Origin of the sequence: Dysgonomonas sp. ZJ709, from assembly GCF_011039195.1 — a bacterium.
In the GTDB taxonomy this organism is placed as follows: Bacteria; Bacteroidota; Bacteroidia; order Bacteroidales; family Dysgonomonadaceae; genus Dysgonomonas.
Genome location: NZ_JAAKEM010000003.1, coordinates 150,434 through 176,587, shown reverse-complemented (window position 1 = coordinate 176,587; position 26,154 = coordinate 150,434). Strand labels below are relative to the sequence as shown.

Sequence of the window (26,154 nt, the reverse complement as noted above, 5' to 3'; positions counted from 1 at the left end):
TAATATTACTTTTTGATGTTTTTCTTCTGATAATCAATAGAAACATCTAATCCCACTAAATAGAAAAAGTCTTCAATTTGTTTGAGCTGCTTATTGATTTTATCTGTTTCGTTCTTATTGTAGTCAGGATCTCTTAAATAACTCATTTCTGGTTTAGTCTCTAATCCTGTGAATTTCTGCCAAGCTTCATAGCGTTGCTCATCATTATATGCACTGAAGTAGTTAGCTTTAAGTAAATAACCGAACATTCGCTGTCCTATATGCTTAGGTTGTTTTTCTCCTGATTCATATTTTAGTATTTCTGCTCGCACTTTAGCAAGTTGCTCTTCTTTGTCTAATATTGGAGATTGTGCAACGATTGGATTTGGTTCAGCTAATTCAATATGAGTAGTGTCTGGTATGTCAACTTGGCTAGGAATAAATTCTGAAGTATCATATTCCTTTATCAACTGTTTGTATAATCTGAAATCAAAATCTTCATCAAAATATTGTTGTATAAGGTCGGGGCGAAGAGTAAATATATCTACTACTTTGGAATGAATACGTGTTTTTTCGGCTAGTTCTCTCGGGTTTTTATAGCTGAAGTTGTATATTTCAGCCAAATAATCCTTTACATATATTTCGAATGTCTTACCCTTCTTCAAGACCTCATGCCGATATAATGAATACCCTCGTTTTAAAAGCCTGTATTCAAGGTGGAGTGATTGATGGAGGTTATCTATCAAAAACAGGTATATAGATTTGAATATAGACTTAGCTTTGTATAGCATATTTATTCATTTATCTTTGGTCAATTAATTCACTCATATATTTTCCCAACGATACAGATTCCTCATTTCATAGATACTGGAAATCCATATCAGAGTCTAAAAGATTCCTTGATAATTTGATATTAGTAAAAGTAGTAAGTTTTTTTGTTTTTTTCGTAATTTCCATCAATTACTAATAGCTTCCTAGGAGGGGTAAAAAGGGTAATATTTTTCCAATTTGCAACACAAATGCAACACAACTGTATAAATGCAAAAAGCAATCTATTGATTATCAATAGATTGCTTTTTTAAGAGGCGGTATGGACGGGACTCGAACCCGCGACCCCCTGCGTGACAGGCAGGTATTCTAACCAACTGAACTACCACACCATTTTTGTTTTTTACTTCTTATTAGAAGTGTCATTTCCTCTGAAATGCGATGCAAAGATATGATAAGAATTTGATTCCTGCAATAGGTTTGAGGATATTTTTTTAATAAAAATGACAAGGTGTTGCTTTTCAAAGAGTTAAAAATGAAAGAATTTTATTGAGAATAAGACATGGTATGTGTAAGTAATATTCATATCTATAAAATAATGAATTTTTCTATTGAATCTTTGAACTATAGAATCCTCAAATAGCGAGGCTTTGTTAGAATTTGAGCTTTACAAGAAGCTATAAATGCTATTGTTATTTATCCCACGATCTCAAACATTCAGAATCTCACATTAAAAAAGCAACTGGATATGTTTCAGTTGCTTTTTTAATGTATATAATTAGTATTTCTACATTCAGTATCAGTTTCGTCAAAAGATTTTTTATTTCAGATAAGTATCAAACCATCTGAAAAATTCTCTTTGAAATAATATCCCATTTTGAGGTTGAGATATCCAGTGGTTCTCATTTGGATAAATAAGCATGCGAGCAGGAATACCTCTCAATTTGGCGGCATTAAAAGCCTGCATACCTTGCGATGCTAAGATCCTGAAATCTAATTCACCATGAGTAATCATAATTGGGGTATCCCATTTTTCAACAAAAAGGTGTGGTGAATTAGCATAGCTACGTTGTGCAATACTATTATTACGATCCCAGTATGAGCCACCTAAATCCCAGTTGGCGAACCACATTTCTTCAGTCTCCAAATACTGAGCCTCTAAATTAAATATTCCGGCATGTGCTAAAAATGCCTTGAAACGTTTGTTGTGGTTGCCAGCTAACCAATAAACTGAAAAGCCACCATAGCTAGCACCAGTGCAACCCAATTTATTAGCATCAACATAAGGCTCTTTCGATACAGCATCAATCGCTGATAAATAATCTTTCATATTTTGGCCACCGTAATCACCGCTTATTTGCTCCAGCCATTCCTGCCCAAATCCGGGTAATCCTCGACGATTAGGAGCAACAATGATATAATCATTTGCAGCCATCATCTGCAAGTTCCAACGGTAAGACCAGAATTGGCTTACAGTACTTTGGGGACCGCCTTGGCAATAGAGTAGGGTAGGGTACTTCTTATTTGGGTCGAAGTTTGGCGGATAAACAACCCATGTAAGCATCTTCTTTCCATCTGTGGTTGTTATCCATCGTTCTTCAACTTTACCCATCTGTAATTGATCTAAAATCTCTTTATTTTCAAAACTCAATTCAGTAGCCTCGCCCGAAGATATGTTGACAGAGTATATCTCATTCGGTTTAGACATAGAGTGTCTGACAGCGATTAGCTTATCTCCTGCAATAGCACACGACTCATAGTCATGAATACCCGTTGTTATAGATTTGATCTCTTTAGTGTGGATAAAAACTTTATATAATTGGGTTTTAGCTTCTACACAAGAGACAATATACAGACTCTGATTATCATCGTTCCAAATAGCATTATCGGTATTGTAATCAAAATTTTCGGTTACATATATTTTCTCTTTAGTCTCCAAGCTCATTACAAATAGGCGATTCTTGTCTGATTCGTAACCTTCACGCTCCATACTCTGCCAAGCGATATATTTACCATCAGGCGAGAAGATCGGATTTATGTCATATCCCATCATGCCTTCGGTCATATTACTTGTTTCTTTAGTATCGACATTATATAGATATATGTCAGAATTTGTAGAAAGGGCATAGTCAAGGCCTTTTTTCTTACGACAAGTATAAGCTATGGTTTTACTATCGGGACTCCACGCCAGTTGTTCAGTTCCACCAAAGGGAAGCATAGGGCATTCGTAAGGTTCTCCATTTAATATGTCAGTATCATTAGATAATTTTTCACCATCAAAATCGGCTACAAAACTATGTGGAATTTCGTCTATCCATTCGGACCAGTGTTTGTACATCAAGTCATCTATAATACGTCCGGATGCATTTGGCAGATCAGGGTATTTATCAACAGTGCGTTCACCCGATTTTACATTCTTTATGTATAATATTTTTTTACCATCAGGCGAATAGATAAAGCCATTTACTCCACCTTCTATATCACTAATTTGCTTCCGGCTAGACCCATCGGTATCCATTTCCCATATCTGAGAAGAACCACTCTCTACGCTTAAAAAAGCTATTTTAGAGCCATCTTTTACCCATACTGCATTGTTTTCGCTTTTTGCGGTTTTAGTTATTTGATTCTTGTCAGAACCATCTACATTCATTACAAATAATTCCTTATTTGTTTTGTTTTGCTCTATACCAACATAGGTGACACCATATAAAATTTTTGATTTATCAGGTGAGATTTGCACATCTGATAGACGACCAAAACTATAAAGTACTTCTGGAGTCATGATGCCATTTTCTACTTTAATAGTAGATTTCTCGATGATAGGAGCTTCTGCCTCCTTTTCATTCTTTTGAGTAGTCGAATTACAAGCAAGCATAGTTGCACTTAAAGCTAGTGCCATAATTGATCCGTATTTCATATTATTTATTAATTTTATGGTTTCAAAGTTATTCCTTTTTTACAATAACTACAAGTTTATTATTTCAGGTGAGAAAATCTATATTATTTGTGTTTGTCTTCATTGCTATTATATTGTTATATAGTAGCTTTGGATGTGTTCGTACAAACAATTCTAATTCAAATATATTTGCTACGATATTTACTCAGGATTCGGGGTATATCTCAATCCAAGATACCCGTCTATTGCTGAAGGAAGCCAAGGTTTTAGATACCTTATACCTAAAAGAAAATAGTGATAGCGTTGTTTATTCTGGAAAATACTATAAAGATTTATCGAAAAATAATTTTATAGCCTATGTTTATAACTCCCAATTAAATAGATATCAACTGCTGAAGGTGAATATAGTTGATAGAACTATTCTAGTCGGTGATTATTCATTTAGTACTGATTATGAGAAGGATTTTTCAACAAGATTTCTTAAAAGAGGTGATTATTACTATTTAACAATGGTCTGCGATAAAGGACCAGCGTATGATTCTGAGTGTTTTTATTTGTTTAAAGATATTAATAACATGGGAAATCCCATAATAGAATCGTTATGGAATGCGACACTTGGTGAACAGTGCCATGCATTTACATCTGAATTTGAAATAATTAATGATACATTAAAAATGCATTATTTCTTAGAAGATGGTATCATCGTACAACTGGACGATGGTTTTTTTGATTTCAAGGTGGAATCAAAGACTGAAGTTACTATTCCTTATATATTCACTAATAACGAATGGTCTGTGAGTGATACTTCGGCATTACACAAATATAGTTCTTTATACTGGTGAAGAATATGATAAAATTGATTCTTTCTTTGTTCGTATTAACTGGTTTCTCATGCTCCTTTGTTGTACTAAAAGTTTAGTTGTTACAGTTGACGATCGGTGAAGCGACACATTAGAAACTGATTATTGGTAAGTATTTTAAAACGAAAAAAGGTCGCAAATTTTGCGACCTTTTATGTATTTCAAACATTTCTTTTTAGAAATTCCATTTAAGCGGCTCGAAGTATGCTTGAGAATGAAGACAGGCAGGACATGTTTTAGGAGCGCTTTTGCTCTTTATTACCCATCCACAATTGCGACATTGCCAGTCGATAGCCTCTTCGCGAGAGAATACACCATTGCTGGTAACTCTTGCTAGAAGAGCTCTGTAACGATCTTCGTGCATGTTTTCTACTTTAGCAACCATGCGATACATTACAGCGATTTCTTTAAATCCTTCTTTTTCTGCAATTTCTGCAAAAGCAGGATAATCTAGTGCCCACTCTTCGTGTTCTCCTGCGGCAGCTTCTTCTAAGTTTTCAGCAGTAGTTCCGATTTTACCGGCAGGATAAGAGGCTGTAATTTCAACCATTCCACCCTCCAGAAATTTAAACATACGTTTAGCATGTTCTTTTTCTTGGTCTGCAGTTTCTAAGAAAATTGCAGCAATTTGTTCAAAACCTTCTTTTTTAGCAGCACTTGCGAACATAGTGTAGCGCATTCTTGCTTGTGATTCACCAGCAAAAGATTTTAATAGACACTTTTCAGTTTCGGTGCCTTTAATACTTTTTTCCATAATTATGATATTTTAATGATAGTTTTTAGCTTTAGATAATACAAAAGTAATATTTATTGTGCTATGATCAAATGATTTCATACCTTTGCAATGCTTAAAAATATTAAATAAAATGTGCTTAAAACAAGTTACTTAGACTCATTCTAAACAAAGAGATTTGTTAAGCAAACAAACCATTCTTTAATAGATAATTATCCATCCATGTGTTAAGTTTCAATAAGTGTTAATAGTTAAAATCTATTTGCTATCAATTTTTAACATGAAAAAAGATATTTTCCAAGACTTCACTCCTCAATTAATAAAATCACTTAGAACTTATAATAAGGAGAAATTCTTAAATGACCTCATGGCAGGTCTTATTGTTGGTATTGTAGCTTTACCTCTTGCTTTGGCTTTTGGTATCGCGTCAGGCGTTAGTCCCGAAAAAGGGCTGATGACGTCTATTATTGCCGGATTTATAGTATCGATGCTTGGCGGAAGTTCTGTCCAAATTGCAGGACCTACGGGAGCTTTTATTGTTGTCGTATATAATACAATCGAGAACTATGGATTTGAAGGGCTTATCGTAACAACGGTAATGTCGGGGTTGATGCTTATACTGATGGGTGTTTTAAAATTAGGTGCTGTTATCCGGTTTATCCCTTATCCTATTATTGTAGGGTATATGAGTGGTATTGCCGTCATTATATTCTCGACTCAAATGAAAGATTTCTTTGGTATGACTATCACAGAAGCTATACCTCCTGATTTTATTGGTAAATGGTCGGTGTATATTAACCATTTTAGTACAACTGATATATATACTTTGATAATAGGGGTCTTAAGTGTCTTGATTATAGTGTTTTCTCATAAAATATCAAAAAAGATTCCCGGCTCATTACTTGCAGTAGTAGTTGTTACCGTTCTTGTATACCTACTTAGAAATTATTTAGATATTACATCTATTTCTACAATTGGAGACAAATTTAATATTAGCAGTGATCTGCCGACTGTTACAGATGGTTTTTCCATTAACATAGGTCTGATTAATGACCTGTTTCCTACAGCTTTTACCCTTGCCATGTTAGGATCGATTGAATCTCTCATATCTGCCAGTGTTGCAGATGGTGTAACAGGTGAAAAACATAATTCGAATGTTGAATTAATAGCACAAGGGGTTGCAAATATAGTGACACCTCTCTTCGGTGGAATACCGGCTACTGGTGCACTGGCACGTACTATGACCAATGTAAACAATGGAGGTCGTAGTCCTGTTGCAGGAATCATTCATTCTATTTTTCTAATGATGATTGTATTGTTTCTGGGCAGTCTTACTAAACATATCCCGATGGCATGTCTTGCCGCAATATTGATTATTGTATCTTATAACATGAGCGAGTGGAGGTCGTTTGTAGATCTTTTAAGAAACTCTAAGGCAGATGTTGCCGTATTGCTCACCACATTCTCTTTGACGCTTATATTCGATCTGACGATTGCTATTGAGATAGGTATACTTTTAGCTGTGTTCTTATTCTTAAAACGGATGAACGAAGTGACTCATGTGTCCGTTATCAAAGATGAATTGGATTTGACTGATGAAAATGAGTTTGGGCATGACGATGATATATTTACTTTACCCAAAGGAGTTGAGATTTACGAGATAGACGGGCCATTCTTTTTTGGAATAGCTAATAAATTTGATGAAAGTATGCGCGAGATAGGGGATAAGTCTAAAATCCGGATTATTCGTATGCGAAAGGTTCCGTTTATAGATTCTACCGGTTTGCACAATCTCGAAAGCCTGTGCGAAAAATCTATAAATGATGGAATACATATTATCTTATCGGGCGTAAAACCTAAAGTTCATAAGATGATCGAAAAATCGATAATTCCTTCGATGATAGGAGAGGAGAATATCTGCAATAATATCAAAGTTGCGATTGACAGGGCTGAAGTTGTCTTAACAGAAATAAATGCCAAATAATTATAGCGTATCTTTCTGTTTTAACCACTCTATTTCTTAAAATACTGATATGCCTCGTCTACAGCATGTGTGAGATAATATCCTGTGGATAATCGGTCACTGATTGTAACGATATTTTTCTTCATTGTTTCATATTCTTCTTGACTAACAGATGAAAGAACTTCGTCGAGATTTTCAAGAGAGTCGATACAGATACCAATATTATTCTCTTTTATAAATGGTGCTAATGCCGCCTTTTTCCAGATAATAACAGGTAGTAGGCAACGTATATAAAGTGATGTTTTGTGCGGATTATTATATTGTAAGTATTCTCCATAAGTACCGCTGCATGTAGATGTTGAGTCTCCATCCCAAACTAACCCGAAATGTCCGCAAGCACTTGTTATAAGCTCATCCGAAGGAATAAAGCCTTTGTAAGTAAATAACTCTTCATTTTTTGCAGACGAGGCATCGAAACCACCGCCATAAAGATTGAATCGATAAGAATGCATATAGTTACCTAACTCGTACAGAAATGCATTCTTTTTGCTGCTCAATGCACCTGCATATACTACTGAATACGGAGTGGGAGCAGTCTCTTTAAATTGAGCCTTATCTTTAGAGAGATAATCGAATATTTGAAGACAGCCTATCTGCGCTGTGGTCTTATGCTGTTGGAGCCATTGAGCCATTGCTTCATTGTGAGCAATGATGTAGTCGGAATGATTCAGGCGCTCGATCTCTTGTTCGATAGTTAGGCGTCCACGGCGAAATGAGCCCAGATCGTGAATAATGGTAACAACTTTACATCCTTTCATGTGAGCAATATTACATACAAGTTCGTAATATTTTTTCAACGGATATTGCAATACCAATATGTCACCTTTGCGTAAACTAAAGGGAGTTTTGAGTACGCCCAACAGAGTAACAAGGAAGCCGATTATTTTATTGTCATGAGAACTTTGTTTAAGTCCTACATTTCTATACCCAATTTCTTTAAGGATAGCTTCTATATCGGTTTTAGCTTTATTACCGGCACTACCGAGACCTTTGTAATTTTTAGAAAGGTAACGTTTATTCATAATCTTATTTTAATTCTTTTTTGGCGAGGTTCATCGCTGCTTCTACCGAATCGTCCATATCAAAGTAAGCGTACTGCCCTAGGCGCCCACCAATATATAGATGTGGAATCTGATCGGCTTTTTCTTTGTACTTTTTATAAATTACAGTATTTCTCTCGTCATTTATAGGATAATAAGGTTCATTATCTTTTGCGAATTCTCCCGGATATTCGTGTGTGATAACTGTTGTTGGCTGAGTTCCAAATTCAAAGTGCTTATGTTCTATAATTCTTGTATAAGGAACTTTACGCTCATTGTAGTTGACTACGGCATTTCCTTGATAGTTATCTGTTTCAAGGCATTTGTGTTCGAAGTGCAACCCTCTATATTCGAGTTCACCATATTCAAACCCAAAGAATTCATCGATGCGTCCTGTGAAAATAACTTTCTCTGCTAAAGAATCAAAGTAATCTCTATCGTAAAAATAATTTGTATCGAGTCTGACTTCTATTCCTTCAAGCAAACCGTCAGTCAATTTATTGTAGCCACCTTTGGGAATACCCTGGTAAGGATCGTTAAAATAATTATTATCGAATGTGAACCGAAAAGGAATGCGTTTGATAATAAAGGCAGGCAGTTCGAGTGCAGACCGTCCCCATTGCTTTTCCGTGTATCCTTTTATAAATATGTTGTATATATCTTCTCCACATAGTTTTAATGCTTGTTCTTCTAGATTTGCAGGCTCCACTATGTCCGCATAATTTTTACGTTGCTCTTCGAGCTTTATCATGGCTTCGGCCGGAGTATTTACTCCCCATAATTTGCAGAATGTATTCATATTGAAAGGAAGGTTATAAAGCTTTCCTTCATAGTTGGCCAAAGGGGAGTTGATATAATGGTTAAATTCAACAAAAGAGTTTACAAAATCCCAAACCTCTTTGTTTGCTGTATGAAATATATGTGCACCATATTTATGCACATTGATCGAATTAATGCTATCGCAATATATGTTCCCTCCGGTATGTGGGCGTTTGTCTATCAGTAAACAAGTTTTTCCTTTTTGCTTAGCCATATAGGCGAATACGGCACCGAAAATTCCAGTTCCTACAACGAGATAATCGTACGGTTTCTTACCCTTCTTACTTTTCTCCATATGATCGCAAATGTAATAAAAAATGTTGAACGATTGTTGCTTATAAAATAAAGCATATTAATTTTCACCGATTGTCGGAGAACAAGTTTTTCGCGAAAAAAAATAAGGCTGTTCTCTCTAAAGAAAACAGCCTTAAATGCTTTTTATATATCAATTATAGATTACTCAATACCTCCACCTAAAGCTCTGTATAGAGATACACTATATTGAAGTTGCTCCAATTTATCACTTACTTGTCCTAATTGCGCATTCAGTGAATTTTGTTCGGCGTTCAATACCTCTATGTAGTTAGCCTCGCCTGCTTTTAGTAGCTCTTGAGTAAATTCGACAGATGTACTTAATGCTTGTACTTGTTTCTCACGGATTTCGTTTTTGCTTAACGATGCTTTATAAGAGAAAACGATATTCGATACTTCTGCACTTGCTGATAGGACAGATTCCTCGAATGTATATAATGCTTCTTGTTGTTGAGCCTTAGCTATTCTCAGATTACCGATCAATTGTTTTCTTGCAAATATTGGTTGAGTAAGTCCACCGATAATATTTGCTAACAGATTTTCTGGTCTGAAGAATCCGGCTAATGCCGAACTGCTATATCCGATCATAGAACCTGTACCTAATGTAATAGAAGGATAGAAGCTTGCTTGTGCAGCATTTGTTAATTCAAATGCTGATCTGAATGCTAACTCGGCTTGTTGAACATCAGGTCGTTTTGCTAGCATTTGAACAGGAATACCATGCTCAAGTTCAGCAGGAACAGTTTGAGTATCAATGCTTGTTCTAGCTACATATCCGGGCTTTCTGCCTAATAGTACACAGATATTATTCTCTAATTGATTGATTTGCATTTCAAGATCAGGAATAGTTACTTGAGTACTGTAAAGTAATGCTCTCGTTTGCTCCACAGCAGCGCCGTTAAGAAGACCGGCTTCTTTCATAGCCTCTGTAGTTTCAGTATTCACTTTCAGTAATTCTACAGTTTCTTTGGTAATCTTCAATTGCTCGTCAAGAGCCATCAAAGAATAATAAGAAGTAGCAATGTTCGAAATCAGAGACGTTTGTACCAAGTTACGATAAGCATGAGTTCCTAAAAATTGAGCATAAGCTGCTCTCGATTTTCTGTTCAACTTACCCCAGATATCGGCTTCCCATGTAGCAGCAATACCTAGTTGTATATTAGTAGAATGATAACCAAATATATCTTGATTCTTACCTTTATCCGAACTAGTTCTTGTTTGCTGCACTTGACCAACCAAAGCTACATCAGGAAAGTAGGCTGCTCTAGCCATGCTAAGTCCTGCTTCGGCTTGTTGAATACGCGTTGAAGCAATTAGTAAATCATAATTTTTATCTAAACCTTCTTCTATCAAACTTTGTAGAATAGGATCTTTGAAGTACTCATTCCAAGGAATATTTGCAATAGTAGTTGTATCCGTAGAGTTTTCTTCTCTGAATAAATCCTGACTATCGACTTCAGGCGATTTGTATTTATTAACAACCTGGCAGGATGTAAATCCTATTGAGAGTGTAACTCCCAATAGAACTGCTCCTTTAATATATTTTCTGTTCATCTTGTTATTAATCTTTTTTCTTAGTTACAACTTCGTCAGTGGAGTTTATCATACCCGACTTACTTACTTTATCCTGTATAGTTTGGAATATGATGTATAATGATGGTATAACCAATACTCCAATCATTGTTCCAATGAACATACCTCCAATAGCACTGATACCGATCGATCTGTTACCGATAGCACCTGCACCCGAAGCGAAAGCAAGAGGCATTAGACCAAATATAAATGCAAATGATGTCATCAAGATCGGACGTAAACGGGCTACCGCACCATTTACCGCAGCGTCTACAATACTCATACCTTGTTGACGACGCTGAATCGCATATTCCACAATTAGGATAGCATTTTTAGCCAAGAGTCCGATTAGCATGATTAGCGATATCTGTACATAGATATTATTTACAATACCGGTACCTGACATCATACTAATAAATATGAAGATAAATACGCCCGCCAGACCTACAGGTAAAGAGAACAATACGGCAAGTGGCAATATATAACTTTCGTATAGAGCTGCTAATAGTAAGTAAACGAAGATCAAACATAAAGCAAAGATCAATACCGTTTCACTACCACTGCTTGCTTCTTCTCTGGTCATACCCGAATAGTCATAACCATAACCGGCAGGGAGTGTGCTTGCGCCAACTTCTTCAACCGCCTTGATAACGTCACCCGAACTATATCCTTTAAAGAAATTAGGTATAATGGTAAGACTCATAGACGAGAACATATTGAAACGATTCAATGTTTGTGGGCCAGTAACATCTGTAATAGTTAAAAATTCAGTTATCGGAGCCATTTCACCATCTGCTGTTCTAATAAACATACCATTCAAGTCATCCAGTTTTGATCTATATTCAGGTGGTGCTTGTACCATAACCCTAAATTGCTTACCGTATAGATTGAAGTTCGAGATATACATACTACCTACATAGGCTTGCATTGTGGTCATAACTTCATTAAGAGTAAGGCCTGCTGCTTTTATTTTAGGTATATCGGCATCAATTTGTTTTTGAGGGAAGTTTGGATTAAATGTGGTCATTGCCATCATTACATCGTCACGAGCCTTCATCTTATCCAAGAAATTATTGGTTATATCATAAAATTCATGAATATCTCCACCGGTTTTATCTTGTAATTGTAATTCAACCCCTGTACTTAAACCGAACCCTTGGATTGTAGGCATACCGAAGAACATAAAAGTAGCATCCTTTATAGAATCTGTTTTCTCTTTTAATATTGCAGATAGTTGGTCTGCAGTAATATCTCGTTCATCCCACGGAACCATTTTTATAATGAGAGAGGCGTATGAACTACCCATACCGCTCATGAAGCTCATCCCGGTAATATTAGTCACATATTCTACACCTTCTATGTCTTGTGCTATCTTAATAATGTCTTGTACAAGCGAATCAGATCTTTCTAGTGATGCTCCCGGTGGTAATGTAACCATACCCATAACACCTCCACCATCTTCTTGAGGAACAAATCCTTTTGGAATCATTCCCATCAAGCCGAATAATATACCACCACTAACTAATATAATAGCTACTGTAATCCAACGATGGCCTTTTTTTCCTAAGAATTGTAGCGAAGACTTGTATTTTTGAGTAGCAGAACTAAATCCAACATTGAAAGCATAATAGAAGCGTTTTAAGAAACTTTTCTTTTCATGTTCACCTTCTTTGTGCGGTTTTAGGAATAAAGCACATAGAGCCGGACTTAATGTCAATGCATTTACTGCCGAAATCAAAATTGCTATAGCGAGTGTTAAACCGAATTGCTTGTAAAATATCCCGCTAGTTCCTCCAATAAAACTAACCGGAACGAATACAGCTGACATAACAAGGGTGATAGATACAATTGCCGGAGCAATTTCCTTCATCGCTTTCATTGTTGCTGCTCTCGGGTCGGTTTCTCCTGCATCGAGTTGTGCATGGACTGCCTCGACGACGACTATCGCATCATCGACCACGATACCGATTGCGAGAACCAAAGCAAACAACGTAAGTAAGTTAATCGAAAACCCAAATACCTGAAGGAAGAAGAATGTACCAATAATTGCTACCGGTACTGCAATAGCAGGAATTAATGTAGACCTGAAATCTTGAAGGAATACAAATACTACTATAAATACAAGAATGAAAGCTTCTATCAGTGTATGTATAACTTTATTAATGGATGCGCTTAAGAATTCATTGGCATTCATTAAGTAAACTACTTTCATTCCTGGAGGAAATGATTCTGCAGTTTTATTTATTTCAGCCTGAACATTGTTAATAACCTCTTGTGCATTAGAACCGGCAGTTTGGCTAATAGCAATAACGACAGACTCAGCTCCATTAGTTTGAGATATTATGGTATAGTTAAGCGAAGCTAATTCTACGTTAGCTACGTCCTTCACTCTCAGTACCTGACCTTCATTAGAACGAATGACAATGTCACCAAATTGCTCTGCTGTTTGAAGGCGACCAGTGTATTTAAGTGTATACTGAAATGTTTGATTGCTATTTTGTCCTAATTCACCCGGTGCAGCCTCTATATTTTGATCTTGTAATGCTGCTATAACTTCTGTAGGTGTAATTTTATATGTAGACATAACATCAGGTTTCAACCAGATACGCATAGAGTAGTCTTCTGCTCCATATACATTAGCATCACCAACACCATATACACGCTTGATTTGGGGTAAAATGTTGATGTTCGCATAGTTCTGAATGAATCGTCTGTTATAGTCCGGATTTTCACTAGACAAGGCTATAAACAGGATTGTACTACTTTGTTGTTTCCTTACTGTTACTCCTGTATTCAACACCTCTTGAGGTAGCAAAGGATTCGCTCTGGCTACGAGATTTTGAACGTTTACAGCGGCAATATCAGGATTTATACCCTGCTTGAAATAAACAGTGATATTTGCCTGACCATTATTTGTTGCCGAAGAGGTCATGTATGTCATACCTTCCACACCATTGACTTGCTCCTCAATTGGGATTACAACACTTTTCATCACCACATCAGCATTCGCACCACTATAAAAGGCTTGAATTTGTATTGTGGGCGGTGCAATATTTGGATATTGCTCAATAGGCAGCGTGAATAGGCCTATGATACCCAATACAACTATAATAATGGATATTACAGTTGATAATACGGGTCTATCTATAAATGTTTTTAACATCGATTTTTTATTTTAAATTAAAAGAATAATAGTGCTAACTACTTTTACAAATAATTATTTCACTTTTATTTTCATATTATTTCTAAGAGTAGCAACATTGTCTGATACTATTCTTTCACCTTCATTTAGACCAGCGGTTACTGCATAATTTTTACCTTCTGGCATTCCAATTGCAGAAATGATAGTTTGAACCACAGAATCTCCTTGAACTTTATATACTAGAATTTTATCTTGTTGCGCAAAAGTTGCTTTTTGTGGAATAACAAATACATCCTTCAATGTTCTTGGGATAGATATTTTACCACTAGACCCGCTGCGCAATAATCCGTGAGAGTTAGGAAATTCTGCTCTGAAATTTGCAGAACCGGTACTTACACTGATCACACCCGATATTGTTTCTATTTTTCCTTTTTCAGGATATATTGTACCATCAGCTAGAACTAGTGTTACGGGTGGCAAGTTTTTGATTTTCTCAACTTGAGTCTTACCTTCTGTATTACCTAAGAATGCCATCAGGTCTTTTTCATTTAAAGAGAAATATGCAAAAACATTTCCTGTATTTGCAACAGTAGTCAATGCATTGGTACTATTTACTAAACTTCCTTGACGGAAAGGTATTGTACCAACTACGCCATCCACAGGACTAGTAACATTTGTCCAACTCATAGTAGCCTGAGCATTTTCTAACGAAGCTTGTGCTTGAGCCATACTAGCAAGAGCTGTTTGATAGGCATTTTCGTAAGTATCTAATTGTACTTTACTTACAATTCCTTTATCCGCTAACGGACGTATTCTGTCAACATTTAGTTTAGCCGTATTAACGGATGCTTGAGAGCTTGTAATAGCTGCTTTCGCCGATTTTAACGCTTGTTCAGCTTGTGGAGAATTAATTCTGAACAATGCCTGTCCTTTTCTCACAACAGAACCTTCATCGACATAAATAGCATCGATAAAACCATCTATACGTGGTCTGATTTCGATATCTTCTGCACCTTTGATTGTAACGGGATAAACCGATTCTAATGTTGCCTCCTCTTTGCTCAGAACCATAGTGGGATATTCAGTAGCCTCAGCCTGCTGCCCCATGTTTGCCTGCTTATTACCGCAAGAAACCATAACCATAAGGGCCGTTGCCCCAAAAACAATCTTCTTAAATTTCATACCTAATACCTATTTTAATTGTTTACCTTTTTTTGTTTATCTAATACATTTAATAATATCACTAATTGCGTCTTCAACGCATCTTTATCAATATCTTCGAATAATACTTCCTGAATTTCTCTAACCTTCGTTATTGCTCTCTGAAATAATTGTTCACCAGCATCTGTTATTCCTACAATACGTGCGCGAGTATCTGTTTTGCTTTCTCGCCTACTTATTAGTCCTTTTTTTTGAAGATTCCTAATAATTGTAGAGGTGGTCATTGGATCTATATCGGTTTCTTGTGACAGAATTATCTGGGTAATTTCTATTTTACACATTGTCATATGATATATAGCACCAAGTATTTCCAGTTGTGGTCCAGTAAGGCCAAATTCCTCTAATACCCGATGTTTTCCCCTTTGCCAAAATTTAGAAACTCGCCATATTAAGTATCCAACATCGTCTGTTGGATTTCCAAATTTGCAATTTGCTTCCATTATGTTATACCTTCTTTTCTATTTCCATTTCTATTTTTAGTTTATTTTGGATGCAAATATAGTAAGTATGCTTATAATAAGTGTGCGTTGACATTGCTAAAATATGTTCTTTAACATTAATTTAACATTAAATTCACACTTGTTTTAACTAATATATTGGTAGGTAGTTGTTTGTCTAAATACGAAAATAGGCTGAATAGTTAATCCTATTCAGCCTATTTTATATTCTGATTTATTTAATTATATTCCCAAGTCGGCGCAGATTTGTTTTACTTTTTCCTCCATAGCTTCATCTACAGTATCGAACTCTTCTCTAGACTTTAATTTGCAATGAACTTCTATGTAGAATTTAATCTTCGGCTCCGTTCCTGATGGACGAATGGATATCTTTGTATTATCCTGAGTTAAATATTGTAATACATTAGAGGTTGTCGGCATTTCGAGGGTAAATGTCTCGTTAAGATCTAAATCTTGAGCTTTCAGAGTTGCAAAATCTTTTATAAGCACTATTTTAGAGCCTGCTATTTCTTTAATAGGGTTTTCTCTGAATGTTTTCATCATCGCCTCTATCTCTTCAGCTCCGCTACGCCCTTCTTTGGTAACAGATATACCTATCTCTTTCGAGAAGCCGTACTCTACATATATATCTTGTAGCATTTCGTAAAGAGTTTTACCGTTATCTTTAGCCCACGCGGCAATTTCGCCAAACAAGATTGCTGCCGATACAGAGTCCTTGTCTCTGACGAAGTCCTGAGCAAGGAAGCCATAGCTTTCTTCACCACCACCTATATATTTACGTTTACCTTCGAGTTCTCTGATTACAGCTGCGATCCATTTAAATCCGGTATAGCATTCAAACATTTCTACACCATTTTTTTCTGATACTGTTTGAGTTAACATGCTCGTAACGATTGTACGCACTGTATATTCATTTCCTGTCAACAGTCCTAATTCTTTTCTGCGAGTAATGATGTAGTAGATAAGAATTAGCATGGTTTGGTTACCATTCAATAGAATGAATTCTCCTTTGCTATTACGAATACCTGCGCCAAAGCGATCGGCATCAGGATCGGTTGCAAACACAAGATCAGCATTTGTTTCCACAGCTTTTTTAACTGCAAGAGCCATTGCTGCAGGATCTTCGGGGTTTGGAGAAACCACTGTTGGGAAATCACCACTTAATACATCTTGTTCGGGCACATTTATTATATTGGTAAATCCGCAAGCTTTCATTGCTTTAGGGATAATTGTAAACCCTGTTCCATGTAGCGGAGTATATACAATACCAAGATCGCCATGACGTTTAATGGAGTCGGGAGACAAAAGGATTGTTTTAAGATCTTTGATATATTTATCATCCATCTCTTTACCCATTATTTCTATCAGGGCTTTATTGCCTTTAAATTTAATATCATCGACAGTAACGCGGTTTACTTGAGCTATAATGTTCTTGTCGTGAGGAGGGATTACTTGTGCTCCATCATCCCAATAAACTTTATATCCGTTATACTTTTTAGGATTATGCGAAGCAGTGATCATAATACCACTTTGGCAACCTAGATGGCGAATGGCATAAGATACCTCGGGAGTAGGGCGTAAATCTTCGAAAAGATACGCCTTGATTCCGTTAGCTGAAAATATGTTAGCCGATATTTCTGCATATTTGCGGCTGTTATTACGACAGTCGTGTCCGATAACGACCTTTATTTGTTCTATGGCAGCAAATTCTTTTAGTAAATAGTTTGCTAGTCCTTGTGTTGCACCACCAATTGTATAAATATTTACCCGGTTTGTACCCACTCCCATAACACCACGAAGACCGCCCGTGCCGAATTCAAGATCTTTGTAAAAAGATTCTATCAGTTCAGTTTTATCTTCATTATCTAATAATGTTTGTACTTCTTTTTTGGTTTCAGCATCATACTTATCTGAAAGCCATGTTTGTGCTTTGGCTGTTACTTGTGCGATCAAATCCTTGTTGTCCATTTTATGGTGATTTAAGAGTTTCTATATATAACAAAAGTAATAAACTATTTAAAATTCGCATCAAAATACGAATGAAAAGTACGATTCTTTTAATTTAATCTAATTCGTACTTTATTTGGTCGAAAAGAAATGGAAATAATTGTTCCTCAACTCCACTATTGATCAAAACATCTCTATCAGCTTCGAATAAATTTATAAATTGTTCAAAACTGCCTTCCATTACGGCTGCTTCTTTATAAAAGGCAATTGCCGCCTTTTTGTTCCCTATACATAATTCAACATGTCCTGCATTGAGGTAGTCATGTACATTAGGTTTGCTGGTTATTATCTTTTGATAATATTTCTGCGATAAGTCAAATTTATGGAGCAAGAATGCGGTCCATGCTATCGGGCGTAATGTCTTGGTACTTTTCGCGTCCAGTAATTCAACCTTGAAGTAGCTGTTTAATGCGCTGTCATAATCTTTTAGTTCTAAATAACAATGTCCTATATTTAGTTCTATGCCTAGATTGTCAGGTGTTAATTGAGCAGCTTTTTTGTAATAATCCAGTGCTAGTTCCGGTTTTTTTAATGTACGATATAGCTGTGCAATATGCTTGATAATCCATGAATTGCTGGGCGTAATAAGATCCGCTTGTAAATATGCATCTAATGCTCCTTGCAGATCATTGAGCATTTGCTTGCAGTAAGCTATTTTTTGCCAAATATTATCACTCATTTCATCAGTTTCTACCAAACGGGTAAATACATCTAATGCTTCTTTGAAATTATTTTTTTCGAAGTAGTAGAGTGCAATCTTCTTCATGCTATCAGTATCAGATATCAATGGAGATATTGATTTCTTTTCGTAGAAATTGAGACTCAAATTGAATATATCGAAAAAACTGTTACGATGAGGATTTAGTTTGAAAAAACGATAAAGATCTTGTATGTATTGATTTGAAATAACTTCGTCGTCAATAGTAGGGTTTAAATCTTTCGCATCTTTTTGAAGTTGCTTTATTTCTTCCGATTCTGCATTCAGACGCCCCATCATCATTTCACGTTGTGTTGATGATATTTGCAATAAGCTAAGGCAAAAAGAATATTTATCTGAATTACACATATGTCCTGAATCGACAATGGCAGCGTGCAATAGATTATTCTTATGATCGTTGGTAAATAGTGGTGTCAATTCGGAGTAGGAGGGATCGAATGGCAGAAACCAGTTACACATATCTGAAAAGAAAGGAAAGCTTTTCAATCCCGAAAATGTGGAATGAAACACATCGGCTCCTTCCATTTGTAAGTTCGAGTACTCCTGCAATTTTTTGCTTAAGCCTGATTCTTCAAGTTCTTTTTGCCATTCGGGATTTTTATCGGCAAAGTCGGTTTCACCCATCAGATCTTCCATGTTTAGCTTTTTGCCGGCTAAATTATTGAATTTCATCATTTCAGGAATGATTTCCTCTGTCAATCGTTTACTTATTTTTTCTGTTTCGCGAGAGCGAATCAGTTGTATAATAACGCTTAATATTCCTTTTCTAAATTCCGGTCTTTCGGATAAAGTATCTAACCGATGCTGCAATTCGGGATACAGCGACCAACGAATGTCGTACATTTGCATCACAATAACCAGAGCTACAATGGCTCTAACGCGCAAACCTACATTCTCTGATCCGCATGCATGCATTAATGCTTGTACTTTACGGGCATCGAAGCGGTGAAAAACACTCAGACTTAATGCTGATATAAATAAACATTTCTCTCTGCTTGGTAAATCCAAACTATCTATAATGGAATAATAATCTTGTAATGCTTTTTCATCTGCACGTGGCGAAACAAATACACAATTGAACATATCGGATGCTATACGTTCTCTTTTGATAGATAAATCTCTTTTTCTGGCTTCCTGTTCAGGGCCATTAGCTACTAAGTCGGTTAAGGAAATAGAGTCTGATATATCTTTTAGTAAATTAGGATAATCGAGTAATGTGGTTGTTTTTAAATCATTAATACGTTGTTTCTCGTAAAATACATTAGATGATGTTATTTTTAATAATTCATCGGCAGAATCGTCAGTCAGTTCATATAACGAGCGAAGCAGATTACGGTATACATCTTCACGTAGAGGGTCTTCAATACCTTCAATAAGATAGTGAAGCATGTATTTATAATTGGTCTCAAGTTCGCTCAAATGCTCTGATATTTGCCAGTCTTGTGTGTTAACTGTCAACTTAATAAGTGATTCGAACGCATCTTTTAACTGCCTTTTTGACAGAAAATGCAGTATGTCTTTCTTTAACGATATTATATCTCGATTCTCCATTTATCAACTTATTTTGGTTATCAGTTAGTCAAAACAAAAGTAGATGGTGCATCTTTAATCCATCGAGTTCCTTTATCTTCCAGTTTTTTCCAGCTGTTTAAACTTATCATCATCAGATCTTGTTTCTTCAGAATATCACTATCGATAGGGATATTATTATTCCATAATTGGAATAGATATGGATTGACTGCTTTAATGGCTCTGACCGATTTTATAAATTCTATGGAGCTATCAGTCAGTCCAATAGGGTCCCATAAAGTTATTCTCACATATGAATTTTCAGCCAATCGTTCCATGAACTCTCCAACAAAAATGTCACCTTCATCTAATATAGGTACAAATACTGTTCTTATACCTACTATTCCCTTATCAATAAATATGCCAACCGGCATATCTGTTTTGGAAACAATGGTACGTGTACCTTCATCCATGATCGGAGCTGTGATGGTCTTACGCCATCTTTTATAGTTGGCTAATCTCGAAAGCAGGTAGTTGGGGATGTGTATCAGTTGATTAGAGAATCCTAGAAAACGTCCGAGCATATTTTTTGAGAAAACAGATTCTTTAAGCCCGATGATTAAAAAATCATAATCACCTTTATTGGCAATCTTTGCCACATTGGCATGAGGATCACTGCCAATCTTAAACATCGGAACAATAGTCTGACTTAAAGAATTAGCTTCATCTATAACAGGTTGAAACATTTCTTCTTCCTCTTCGTCCAGCGTATTTTGATATAATAAACTACCTTCTGATAGATGAAGCATCGTTAGTTCGGAATGAGCTTGCCTTTTTCTGATAAAGCAATTGGCTAAGAACAGAAGTTTACGTCCCATATCGGAATTGTCGAATGAAACAAGTATCTTGTATTTCTTTTGCTCGACTTCTTCTGTTTCTGTTTGCCTCTTCTTAAATATCTTGTCTATCAGTGTTAATAGAGGTGATGTCATAAATGTTGTGGTTAGAGCCATAACAACCATCATTGCAAATACTTCGGGGGTAAGTATGCCTAAGTCGAGCCCTATGTTGAGTACAACCAGCTCCATCAATCCGCGTGTGTTCATCAAAGCACCTATGGTAAGGCTGTCTTTCCATGTGTTGCCTACGAAGCGTGCAGCTAAGGCGCTCCCCATAGATTTTCCGGCAACGGCAAGGAATATAATACCTCCACACATTATCCACAAATGCGGCTCGTTGAGCAGTCCGATGTGTGTTCTTAATCCGGTATATACGAAGAACATCGGTAGCAGTAATACAAGGGCTACATCTTCTATCTTGTCTGTAAATAAGCTTCTGAACCCCATATTGGATGGCATAATTACTCCGGCAAGGAAAGCGCCGAATAAGGCATGAATGCCAATTACCTCGGTAGCATAGGCCGATAGGAAGAGAACGAGGAAGAATACAGCTATTACGGATTTATTTATTACTCTTTTTGATGTTTGAAGATCTGCTATACGTTTCAGGAATGGACGTACTACCTTAAACATAACGATGACATATAAAATAGCAGATAGAATTACAAAGAATGAACTACTGAACGAGCCCGCGTTTACAATCGCAATTACCGCGGCTAATAGACACCATGCAGTAATGTCGTCTATGGCTGCACATGTAATTATTACAGGGCCTAGCGGGGTTTTGTTTATACCTCTTTCGTGCACAATACGAGCCATGACAGGAAAGGCGGCAATACTCATTGCTATTCCCATGAATAGAGCAAAGGGTAAGAATTGTGTATCTTTATTTGTGAATTCCCCATACAATATATAGGAAAGGAATACACCCAATGTGAAAGGAAGAACAATGCTCGTATGACTTATAATAACGGCATTGTGAGCTTTATTTCTTATAGTCTTCAAGTCCAATTCCATACCTACGATAAACATGAAAAGAACTAGCCCTATTTGGCTTAGAAACTTGATGTTATCGAGTGATGAAACCGGAAATAACATATCTGAAATTTCGGGGAAGTATGCACCTAGAAGGGAAGGACCCAATACTACACCGGCAAATATCTCACCTACAACAGTGGGTTGTCCTATTTTTTGACATATCCATCCAAAAATACGAACAGCAAGAAGAATAACGACTATCTGGAGAAGTAGAATCGATAAGGGGCTCAATAAATTCGAGGCCATATTTCGTATGAAATTAAACCATGCACTCCGTTCAGAAACAATGTCTTGCGGGGCATGTGTAATTTCGAGGTTTTCTGATCCAAGGTTAATAATAATATATACCAGAATAGAAAAAATGCTTACTACTGAAGCATAAAAAATGAGGTTTTTATAATTTTTCATAAACGAAAAACATGTTTATGATTATTTGATAATCTATTTGGTACAAAGATACAATTAAATATGACAATACGTTATATAGATTTATACTCATGTTATAGTAAATTATGTGTATATTTGGGGGATATAATATGTATTAGCTTAACTATTTTCCTATGATTTTAAGAGCTTTAAAATACACACGTTACACCAAAGATGCCCGGGAATGGAGTATTGTCGGCAATGGAGATGATTTTGCATATTTTGGCAATATTAATCTGTTGGTGGGTAAAAATGCATCGGGTAAAAGCCGTACATTGAATGTTATCAGGGAGATTGCCGGATTATTATCAGGTAAAATTTCGTTGAGTAAAGCAAATACAGCAACGCAGCGATTTGAACTTATATTCGAAGGGGATAAGAAAGAATATAATTATTTTCTTGACTTTAAAGATAGAATTGTTGTCTCCGAAATATTGCTTGTCGATGGGAAAGAATATATGAATAGAGCAAAAGGTTTATTTATAGAACTGGCAGAAAGCAAGAATGTTTCTATTTCAGTAGATGACACTCATCTGGCTATTACAGCTACAGATGTGAATGGTAACATTTATTATAAACCGTTCGTGCAGTGGGGTAAGTCACTAAAGAATTATTTTTTTTCCAATCAGATCGAAAAAGCTCATTTGGTTAAGGATTATAGAGTGATTGAAGAAAAAGATCAGGATGTAGAGGACACAAGTATTTTGGTTTATACTCTCTATATGGGTAAAAAAACATTCGGTGATAAATTTATTTCCGAAATAAAGTCTTGTATGCATGAATTGGGATATTCTCAAATATCTGATATCGATATACAGGAAGCCAAAGGAGGATACGGTATTTGTGTCGAGGAGGATGGTCGTTATATTGTTTCTCAGCGTGATATGTCGCAAGGCATGTTTCGGGCGTTAGCTTTATTTATATTCCTTACTTACGCTCATATGAGTAATATGTCTGTTTGCATATTAGTAGACGATATGGGTGAAGGACTTGATTTTGAACGCTCGAAAGGATTGATTGATATTGTTACAAATAAAATACATAACTCAAATATTCAATATTTTATGACGACTAATGATCGTCATATAATGAATCATATTCCTTTACGGTTTTGGTCTGTTATTGAAAGAGAAAAAAATAAGTCAATATTTTATGACATTGTAAATTCGACAGAAAAATTTGACGATTTCAAATATACAGGATTGAATAATTTCGACTTTCTGACAACTGACTTTTATAAAAAAGGATTTGGTAACATAGAAGAAGAGGAGAACGGATAAATATTAATGAATAGAATTGCTTTTTTTGTTGAAGGGCAAACGGAACAAATTTTCGTTAATCGCTTAGTCAGAGAAATTTTAGGCCCACAAGACACCAATATAATACAGAAACAATTTCGCGGAGGTACAAATATTCCTAAGCAGGAGATTGTTAGAAGTTTATCATTGTCGCGTACCCCGCTATATGAAGTTCTGATATTCGATTGCGGTTCGGATAACCGTGTTAAATCTGAAATATTGGAGAATATACAGAATCTACGCGAGAGAGGGTACAGTAAGATAGTGGGACTAAGAGATCTTTATCCAATCCCGTTTGCCGAATTGGGTAAATTGGAGATGGGTTTGAGATTCTTGCCTAACAGGTTTAAGCATGAAGCACCGTATTTTGACGTTATTGTAGCAGTACACGAAATAGAAGCATGGTTCTTAGCTGAAGTAAATCATTTTAAGAAAATTGACAGGCGCTTAGATGGTAATTTTATAAAGAAACATTTAGGTATCGATCCTTATGTGATGAATCCCGAAGCAAGAGTACATCCGGCTAAAGACTTAGATAATATCTATCAATTGGTGGGGAGGTCGTATACAAAACGTTATGGACAAACAGAAAAAATAGTAAGTAAGCTGGATTTCAATAACATAATGAAAAATATTCGTTACGAGATCACTCCCTTAAACAGGCTGATAAAAGTTCTCGAGAAGACAAAGAATAGAAAATAATAAACACTATCAGATATAAAAAAGCCCTAATGTTTGAACATTAGGGCTTTTTTATTATTCGTGTGAAATAAAATATTATTTCTTAGGTTGCGTACGTTTAGCGTAGCGATTCATAAACTTATCAACACGTCCTGCTGTATCCACAAGTGTTTGTTTACCTGTATAGAATGGATGAGAAGAACTAGTGATTTCAAGTTTTACAAGAGGATAAGTTACACCATCAACTTCAATTGTTTCTTTTGCATTTACAGTTGAGCGAGTGATGAAAATCTCTTCGTTTGACATATCTTTGAAAACAACTGCGCGGTAATTTTCAGGATGAATATCTTTCTTCATTTTATAGTGTATTTTAAATTATTTCTTCTTTTTCGGACGACAAAGATAGACTATTTATCTAATTAAACAAAAATATTCTATTTGATTTTGTTCGCAAATAGTCTTTAAATTGATATTTTTTCGTTTCTTTTGTTTATTGAATAAATTAAAACTGAATAATAAGTATGTTGAAACAATATTTTATAGCACCTATTATTGCTTTGTCAATGATTGCATGTACCAATAAAGGGACGACAAATACTACTGAAAATAAAGCTTTAACCGAAGCTGACTCAATTAAACTGGCTATGGAATCAATTTCTGACGACACAAGTATGTATCTTCTGGTAGGCACGTATACATCGGGCGAAAGTGATGGTATATATGTTTATCAATTCGACACAATTTCCGGATACTCTAAATATGTAAGTATGGCGAAGGTAGACAATCCGTCTTATCTAGCTATAAGTAAAGATGAGAAGTTTGTGTATGCAGTAACAGAGAACGATGATAATACTTCTGCTGCCAATGCTCTATCTTTCGATAAAAAGGATGGTAAACTCAAATTGTTAAATACCCAGCTGACGGGTGGGGGAGCCCCTTGCTATATTACTGTAGACAGAGCGGGAAAGCATGTGGTAACAGCGAATTATCTTGGAGCAAGCATTACTTTGTTTAATACAAATGAAGATGGAACATTAGCGCCTGCGTCGAGTGTTATAAGCTTTATGGGTAAAGGTGTTGATGAGCGCCAGAGTCAACCTCACTTGCATTGTGTAGTATTTTCACCAGACGAAAAGTATTTATTTGCGAGCGATCTAGGAACAGATAAAATACATAAATTTGAAGTTAACGATAATAGTACCGAAGACTTTTTGAAGATCAGTACACCTCCCGCTTTTAAAATAAAAGACGGATCGGGACCTCGTCATTTAGAGTTTCATCCCAATGGAAAGTACGCATACCTCATAACTGAATTATCAGGTTCTGTTATTGCTTTCGAATATAATAACGGAGATTTGAAAGAATTCCAATCAATACAAGCAGATACACTTAATGCAAAAGGAAGTGGCGATATACATATATCACCCGATGGGCGGTTCTTATACGCATCTAATCGTTTGAAAGGTGATGGATTGGCAATATATTCAATCAATCAAACTGATGGAAAGCTTACTAAAGTCGGTTATCAGGATACGGGCATCCACCCTCGTAATTTTGCAATTACACCAAATGGTAAATATTTGCTTGTAGCTAGTCGTGATAACGATATTATTCAAATTTTCGAGATCGATAAAAAAACAGGTTTATTAGAAAATGTATATAAAGATATCAAACTCGATATGCCTGTTTGTTTGAAGTTCGCTTCATTTAAATAAAATACTAAATATAAAAAGTAAGCCGTGCGAGTGATTCTAA

Annotated in this window: 18 protein-coding genes and 1 tRNA gene; 5 read left to right on the top strand and 14 right to left on the bottom strand. The window is 35.9% G+C overall.

Going from position 1 to position 26,154, the window contains the following annotated elements; all coding sequences use genetic code 11:
* Positions 1 to 5: 5 nt before the first annotated feature.
* The 3 genes from G7Y56_RS04125 to G7Y56_RS04115 form a co-directional block, all read right to left on the bottom strand.
* Positions 6 to 770: a hypothetical protein gene (locus tag G7Y56_RS04125; protein WP_165041318.1), complete on the bottom strand. Its 765-nt coding sequence runs from the start codon at positions 768 to 770 to the stop codon at positions 6 to 8.
* A gap of 295 nt (positions 771 to 1,065) precedes the next feature.
* A tRNA-Asp gene (locus tag G7Y56_RS04120) sits at positions 1,066 to 1,139 on the bottom strand.
* 428 nt (positions 1,140 to 1,567) lie between these two features.
* On the bottom strand, positions 1,568 to 3,664 hold the full coding sequence (locus G7Y56_RS04115) for a S9 family peptidase (RefSeq protein WP_165041316.1): 2,097 nt from the start codon (positions 3,662 to 3,664) through the stop codon (positions 1,568 to 1,570).
* Between the two features lie 554 nt (positions 3,665 to 4,218).
* Here G7Y56_RS04115 and G7Y56_RS04110 point away from each other — a divergent pair.
* Positions 4,219 to 4,485: a hypothetical protein gene (locus tag G7Y56_RS04110; RefSeq protein ID WP_165041314.1), complete on the top strand. Its 267-nt coding sequence runs from the start codon at positions 4,219 to 4,221 to the stop codon at positions 4,483 to 4,485.
* A 193-nt stretch (positions 4,486 to 4,678) separates the two neighbouring features.
* On the opposite strand, the gene rbr is transcribed toward G7Y56_RS04110, so the two are convergent.
* Positions 4,679 to 5,257 (bottom strand): rubrerythrin, encoded by a 579-nt coding sequence (gene rbr / locus G7Y56_RS04105; protein ID WP_165026036.1) that lies wholly within the window; start codon positions 5,255 to 5,257, stop codon positions 4,679 to 4,681.
* A gap of 259 nt (positions 5,258 to 5,516) precedes the next feature.
* Here rbr and G7Y56_RS04100 point away from each other — a divergent pair, with 259 nt between their 5' ends.
* Positions 5,517 to 7,220, top strand: coding sequence for a SulP family inorganic anion transporter (locus G7Y56_RS04100; RefSeq protein WP_165041312.1), 1,704 nt, complete (start codon positions 5,517 to 5,519; stop codon positions 7,218 to 7,220).
* A 29-nt stretch (positions 7,221 to 7,249) separates the two neighbouring features.
* Here G7Y56_RS04100 and G7Y56_RS04095 read toward each other — a convergent pair whose 3' ends face one another.
* The 9 genes from G7Y56_RS04095 to G7Y56_RS04055 all read right to left on the bottom strand — a co-directional run bounded on the left by G7Y56_RS04095 (position 7,250) and on the right by G7Y56_RS04055 (position 22,402).
* The gene (locus tag G7Y56_RS04095; protein WP_165041310.1) at positions 7,250 to 8,281 is read right to left on the bottom strand and encodes a galactofuranosyltransferase; all 1,032 of its coding nucleotides are present in this window, start codon (positions 8,279 to 8,281) and stop codon (positions 7,250 to 7,252) included.
* Between the two features lie 4 nt (positions 8,282 to 8,285).
* Positions 8,286 to 9,413, bottom strand: a complete 1,128-nt coding sequence (glf, locus tag G7Y56_RS04090; protein WP_165026028.1) for a UDP-galactopyranose mutase — start codon at positions 9,411 to 9,413, stop codon at positions 8,286 to 8,288.
* A 161-nt stretch (positions 9,414 to 9,574) separates the two neighbouring features.
* A complete protein-coding gene (locus G7Y56_RS04085; protein ID WP_165041307.1) occupies positions 9,575 to 10,984 on the bottom strand; it encodes an efflux transporter outer membrane subunit in 1,410 nt (469 codons plus the stop codon).
* A gap of 7 nt (positions 10,985 to 10,991) precedes the next feature.
* Entirely contained in the window at positions 10,992 to 14,165 is a 3,174-nt protein-coding gene (locus tag G7Y56_RS04080) for an efflux RND transporter permease subunit (RefSeq protein ID WP_165041305.1), read from the bottom strand.
* 54 nt (positions 14,166 to 14,219) lie between these two features.
* Complete coding sequence (locus G7Y56_RS04075) at positions 14,220 to 15,326, bottom strand: efflux RND transporter periplasmic adaptor subunit (protein WP_165041303.1); 1,107 nt, start codon at positions 15,324 to 15,326, stop codon at positions 14,220 to 14,222.
* Between the two features lie 14 nt (positions 15,327 to 15,340).
* Positions 15,341 to 15,805: a MarR family winged helix-turn-helix transcriptional regulator gene (locus G7Y56_RS04070; RefSeq protein ID WP_165026017.1), complete on the bottom strand. Its 465-nt coding sequence runs from the start codon at positions 15,803 to 15,805 to the stop codon at positions 15,341 to 15,343.
* 240 nt (positions 15,806 to 16,045) lie between these two features.
* Complete coding sequence (locus G7Y56_RS04065; protein WP_165041301.1) at positions 16,046 to 17,791, bottom strand: phospho-sugar mutase; 1,746 nt, start codon at positions 17,789 to 17,791, stop codon at positions 16,046 to 16,048.
* Positions 17,792 to 17,885: 94 nt separating this feature from the next.
* Positions 17,886 to 20,099 (bottom strand): lipopolysaccharide assembly protein LapB, encoded by a 2,214-nt coding sequence (locus G7Y56_RS04060; protein ID WP_165041298.1) that lies wholly within the window; start codon positions 20,097 to 20,099, stop codon positions 17,886 to 17,888.
* Positions 20,100 to 20,119: 20 nt separating this feature from the next.
* On the bottom strand, positions 20,120 to 22,402 hold the full coding sequence (locus G7Y56_RS04055; RefSeq protein WP_165041296.1) for a cation:proton antiporter: 2,283 nt from the start codon (positions 22,400 to 22,402) through the stop codon (positions 20,120 to 20,122).
* Between the two features lie 152 nt (positions 22,403 to 22,554).
* Between G7Y56_RS04055 and G7Y56_RS04050 the strand changes: the two genes are divergently transcribed.
* Complete coding sequence (locus G7Y56_RS04050) at positions 22,555 to 23,700, top strand: AAA family ATPase (RefSeq protein ID WP_165041294.1); 1,146 nt, start codon at positions 22,555 to 22,557, stop codon at positions 23,698 to 23,700.
* Between the two features lie 6 nt (positions 23,701 to 23,706).
* Positions 23,707 to 24,420 (top strand): DUF4276 family protein, encoded by a 714-nt coding sequence (locus G7Y56_RS04045; RefSeq protein WP_165041292.1) that lies wholly within the window; start codon positions 23,707 to 23,709, stop codon positions 24,418 to 24,420.
* A 75-nt stretch (positions 24,421 to 24,495) separates the two neighbouring features.
* On the opposite strand, the gene G7Y56_RS04040 is transcribed toward G7Y56_RS04045, so the two are convergent.
* The gene (locus G7Y56_RS04040) at positions 24,496 to 24,756 is read right to left on the bottom strand and encodes a type B 50S ribosomal protein L31 (RefSeq protein ID WP_165026002.1); all 261 of its coding nucleotides are present in this window, start codon (positions 24,754 to 24,756) and stop codon (positions 24,496 to 24,498) included.
* 164 nt (positions 24,757 to 24,920) lie between these two features.
* Between G7Y56_RS04040 and G7Y56_RS04035 the strand changes: the two genes are divergently transcribed.
* Positions 24,921 to 26,114, top strand: a complete 1,194-nt coding sequence (locus tag G7Y56_RS04035) for a lactonase family protein (RefSeq protein ID WP_165026000.1) — start codon at positions 24,921 to 24,923, stop codon at positions 26,112 to 26,114.
* Positions 26,115 to 26,154: the final 40 nt, after the last annotated feature.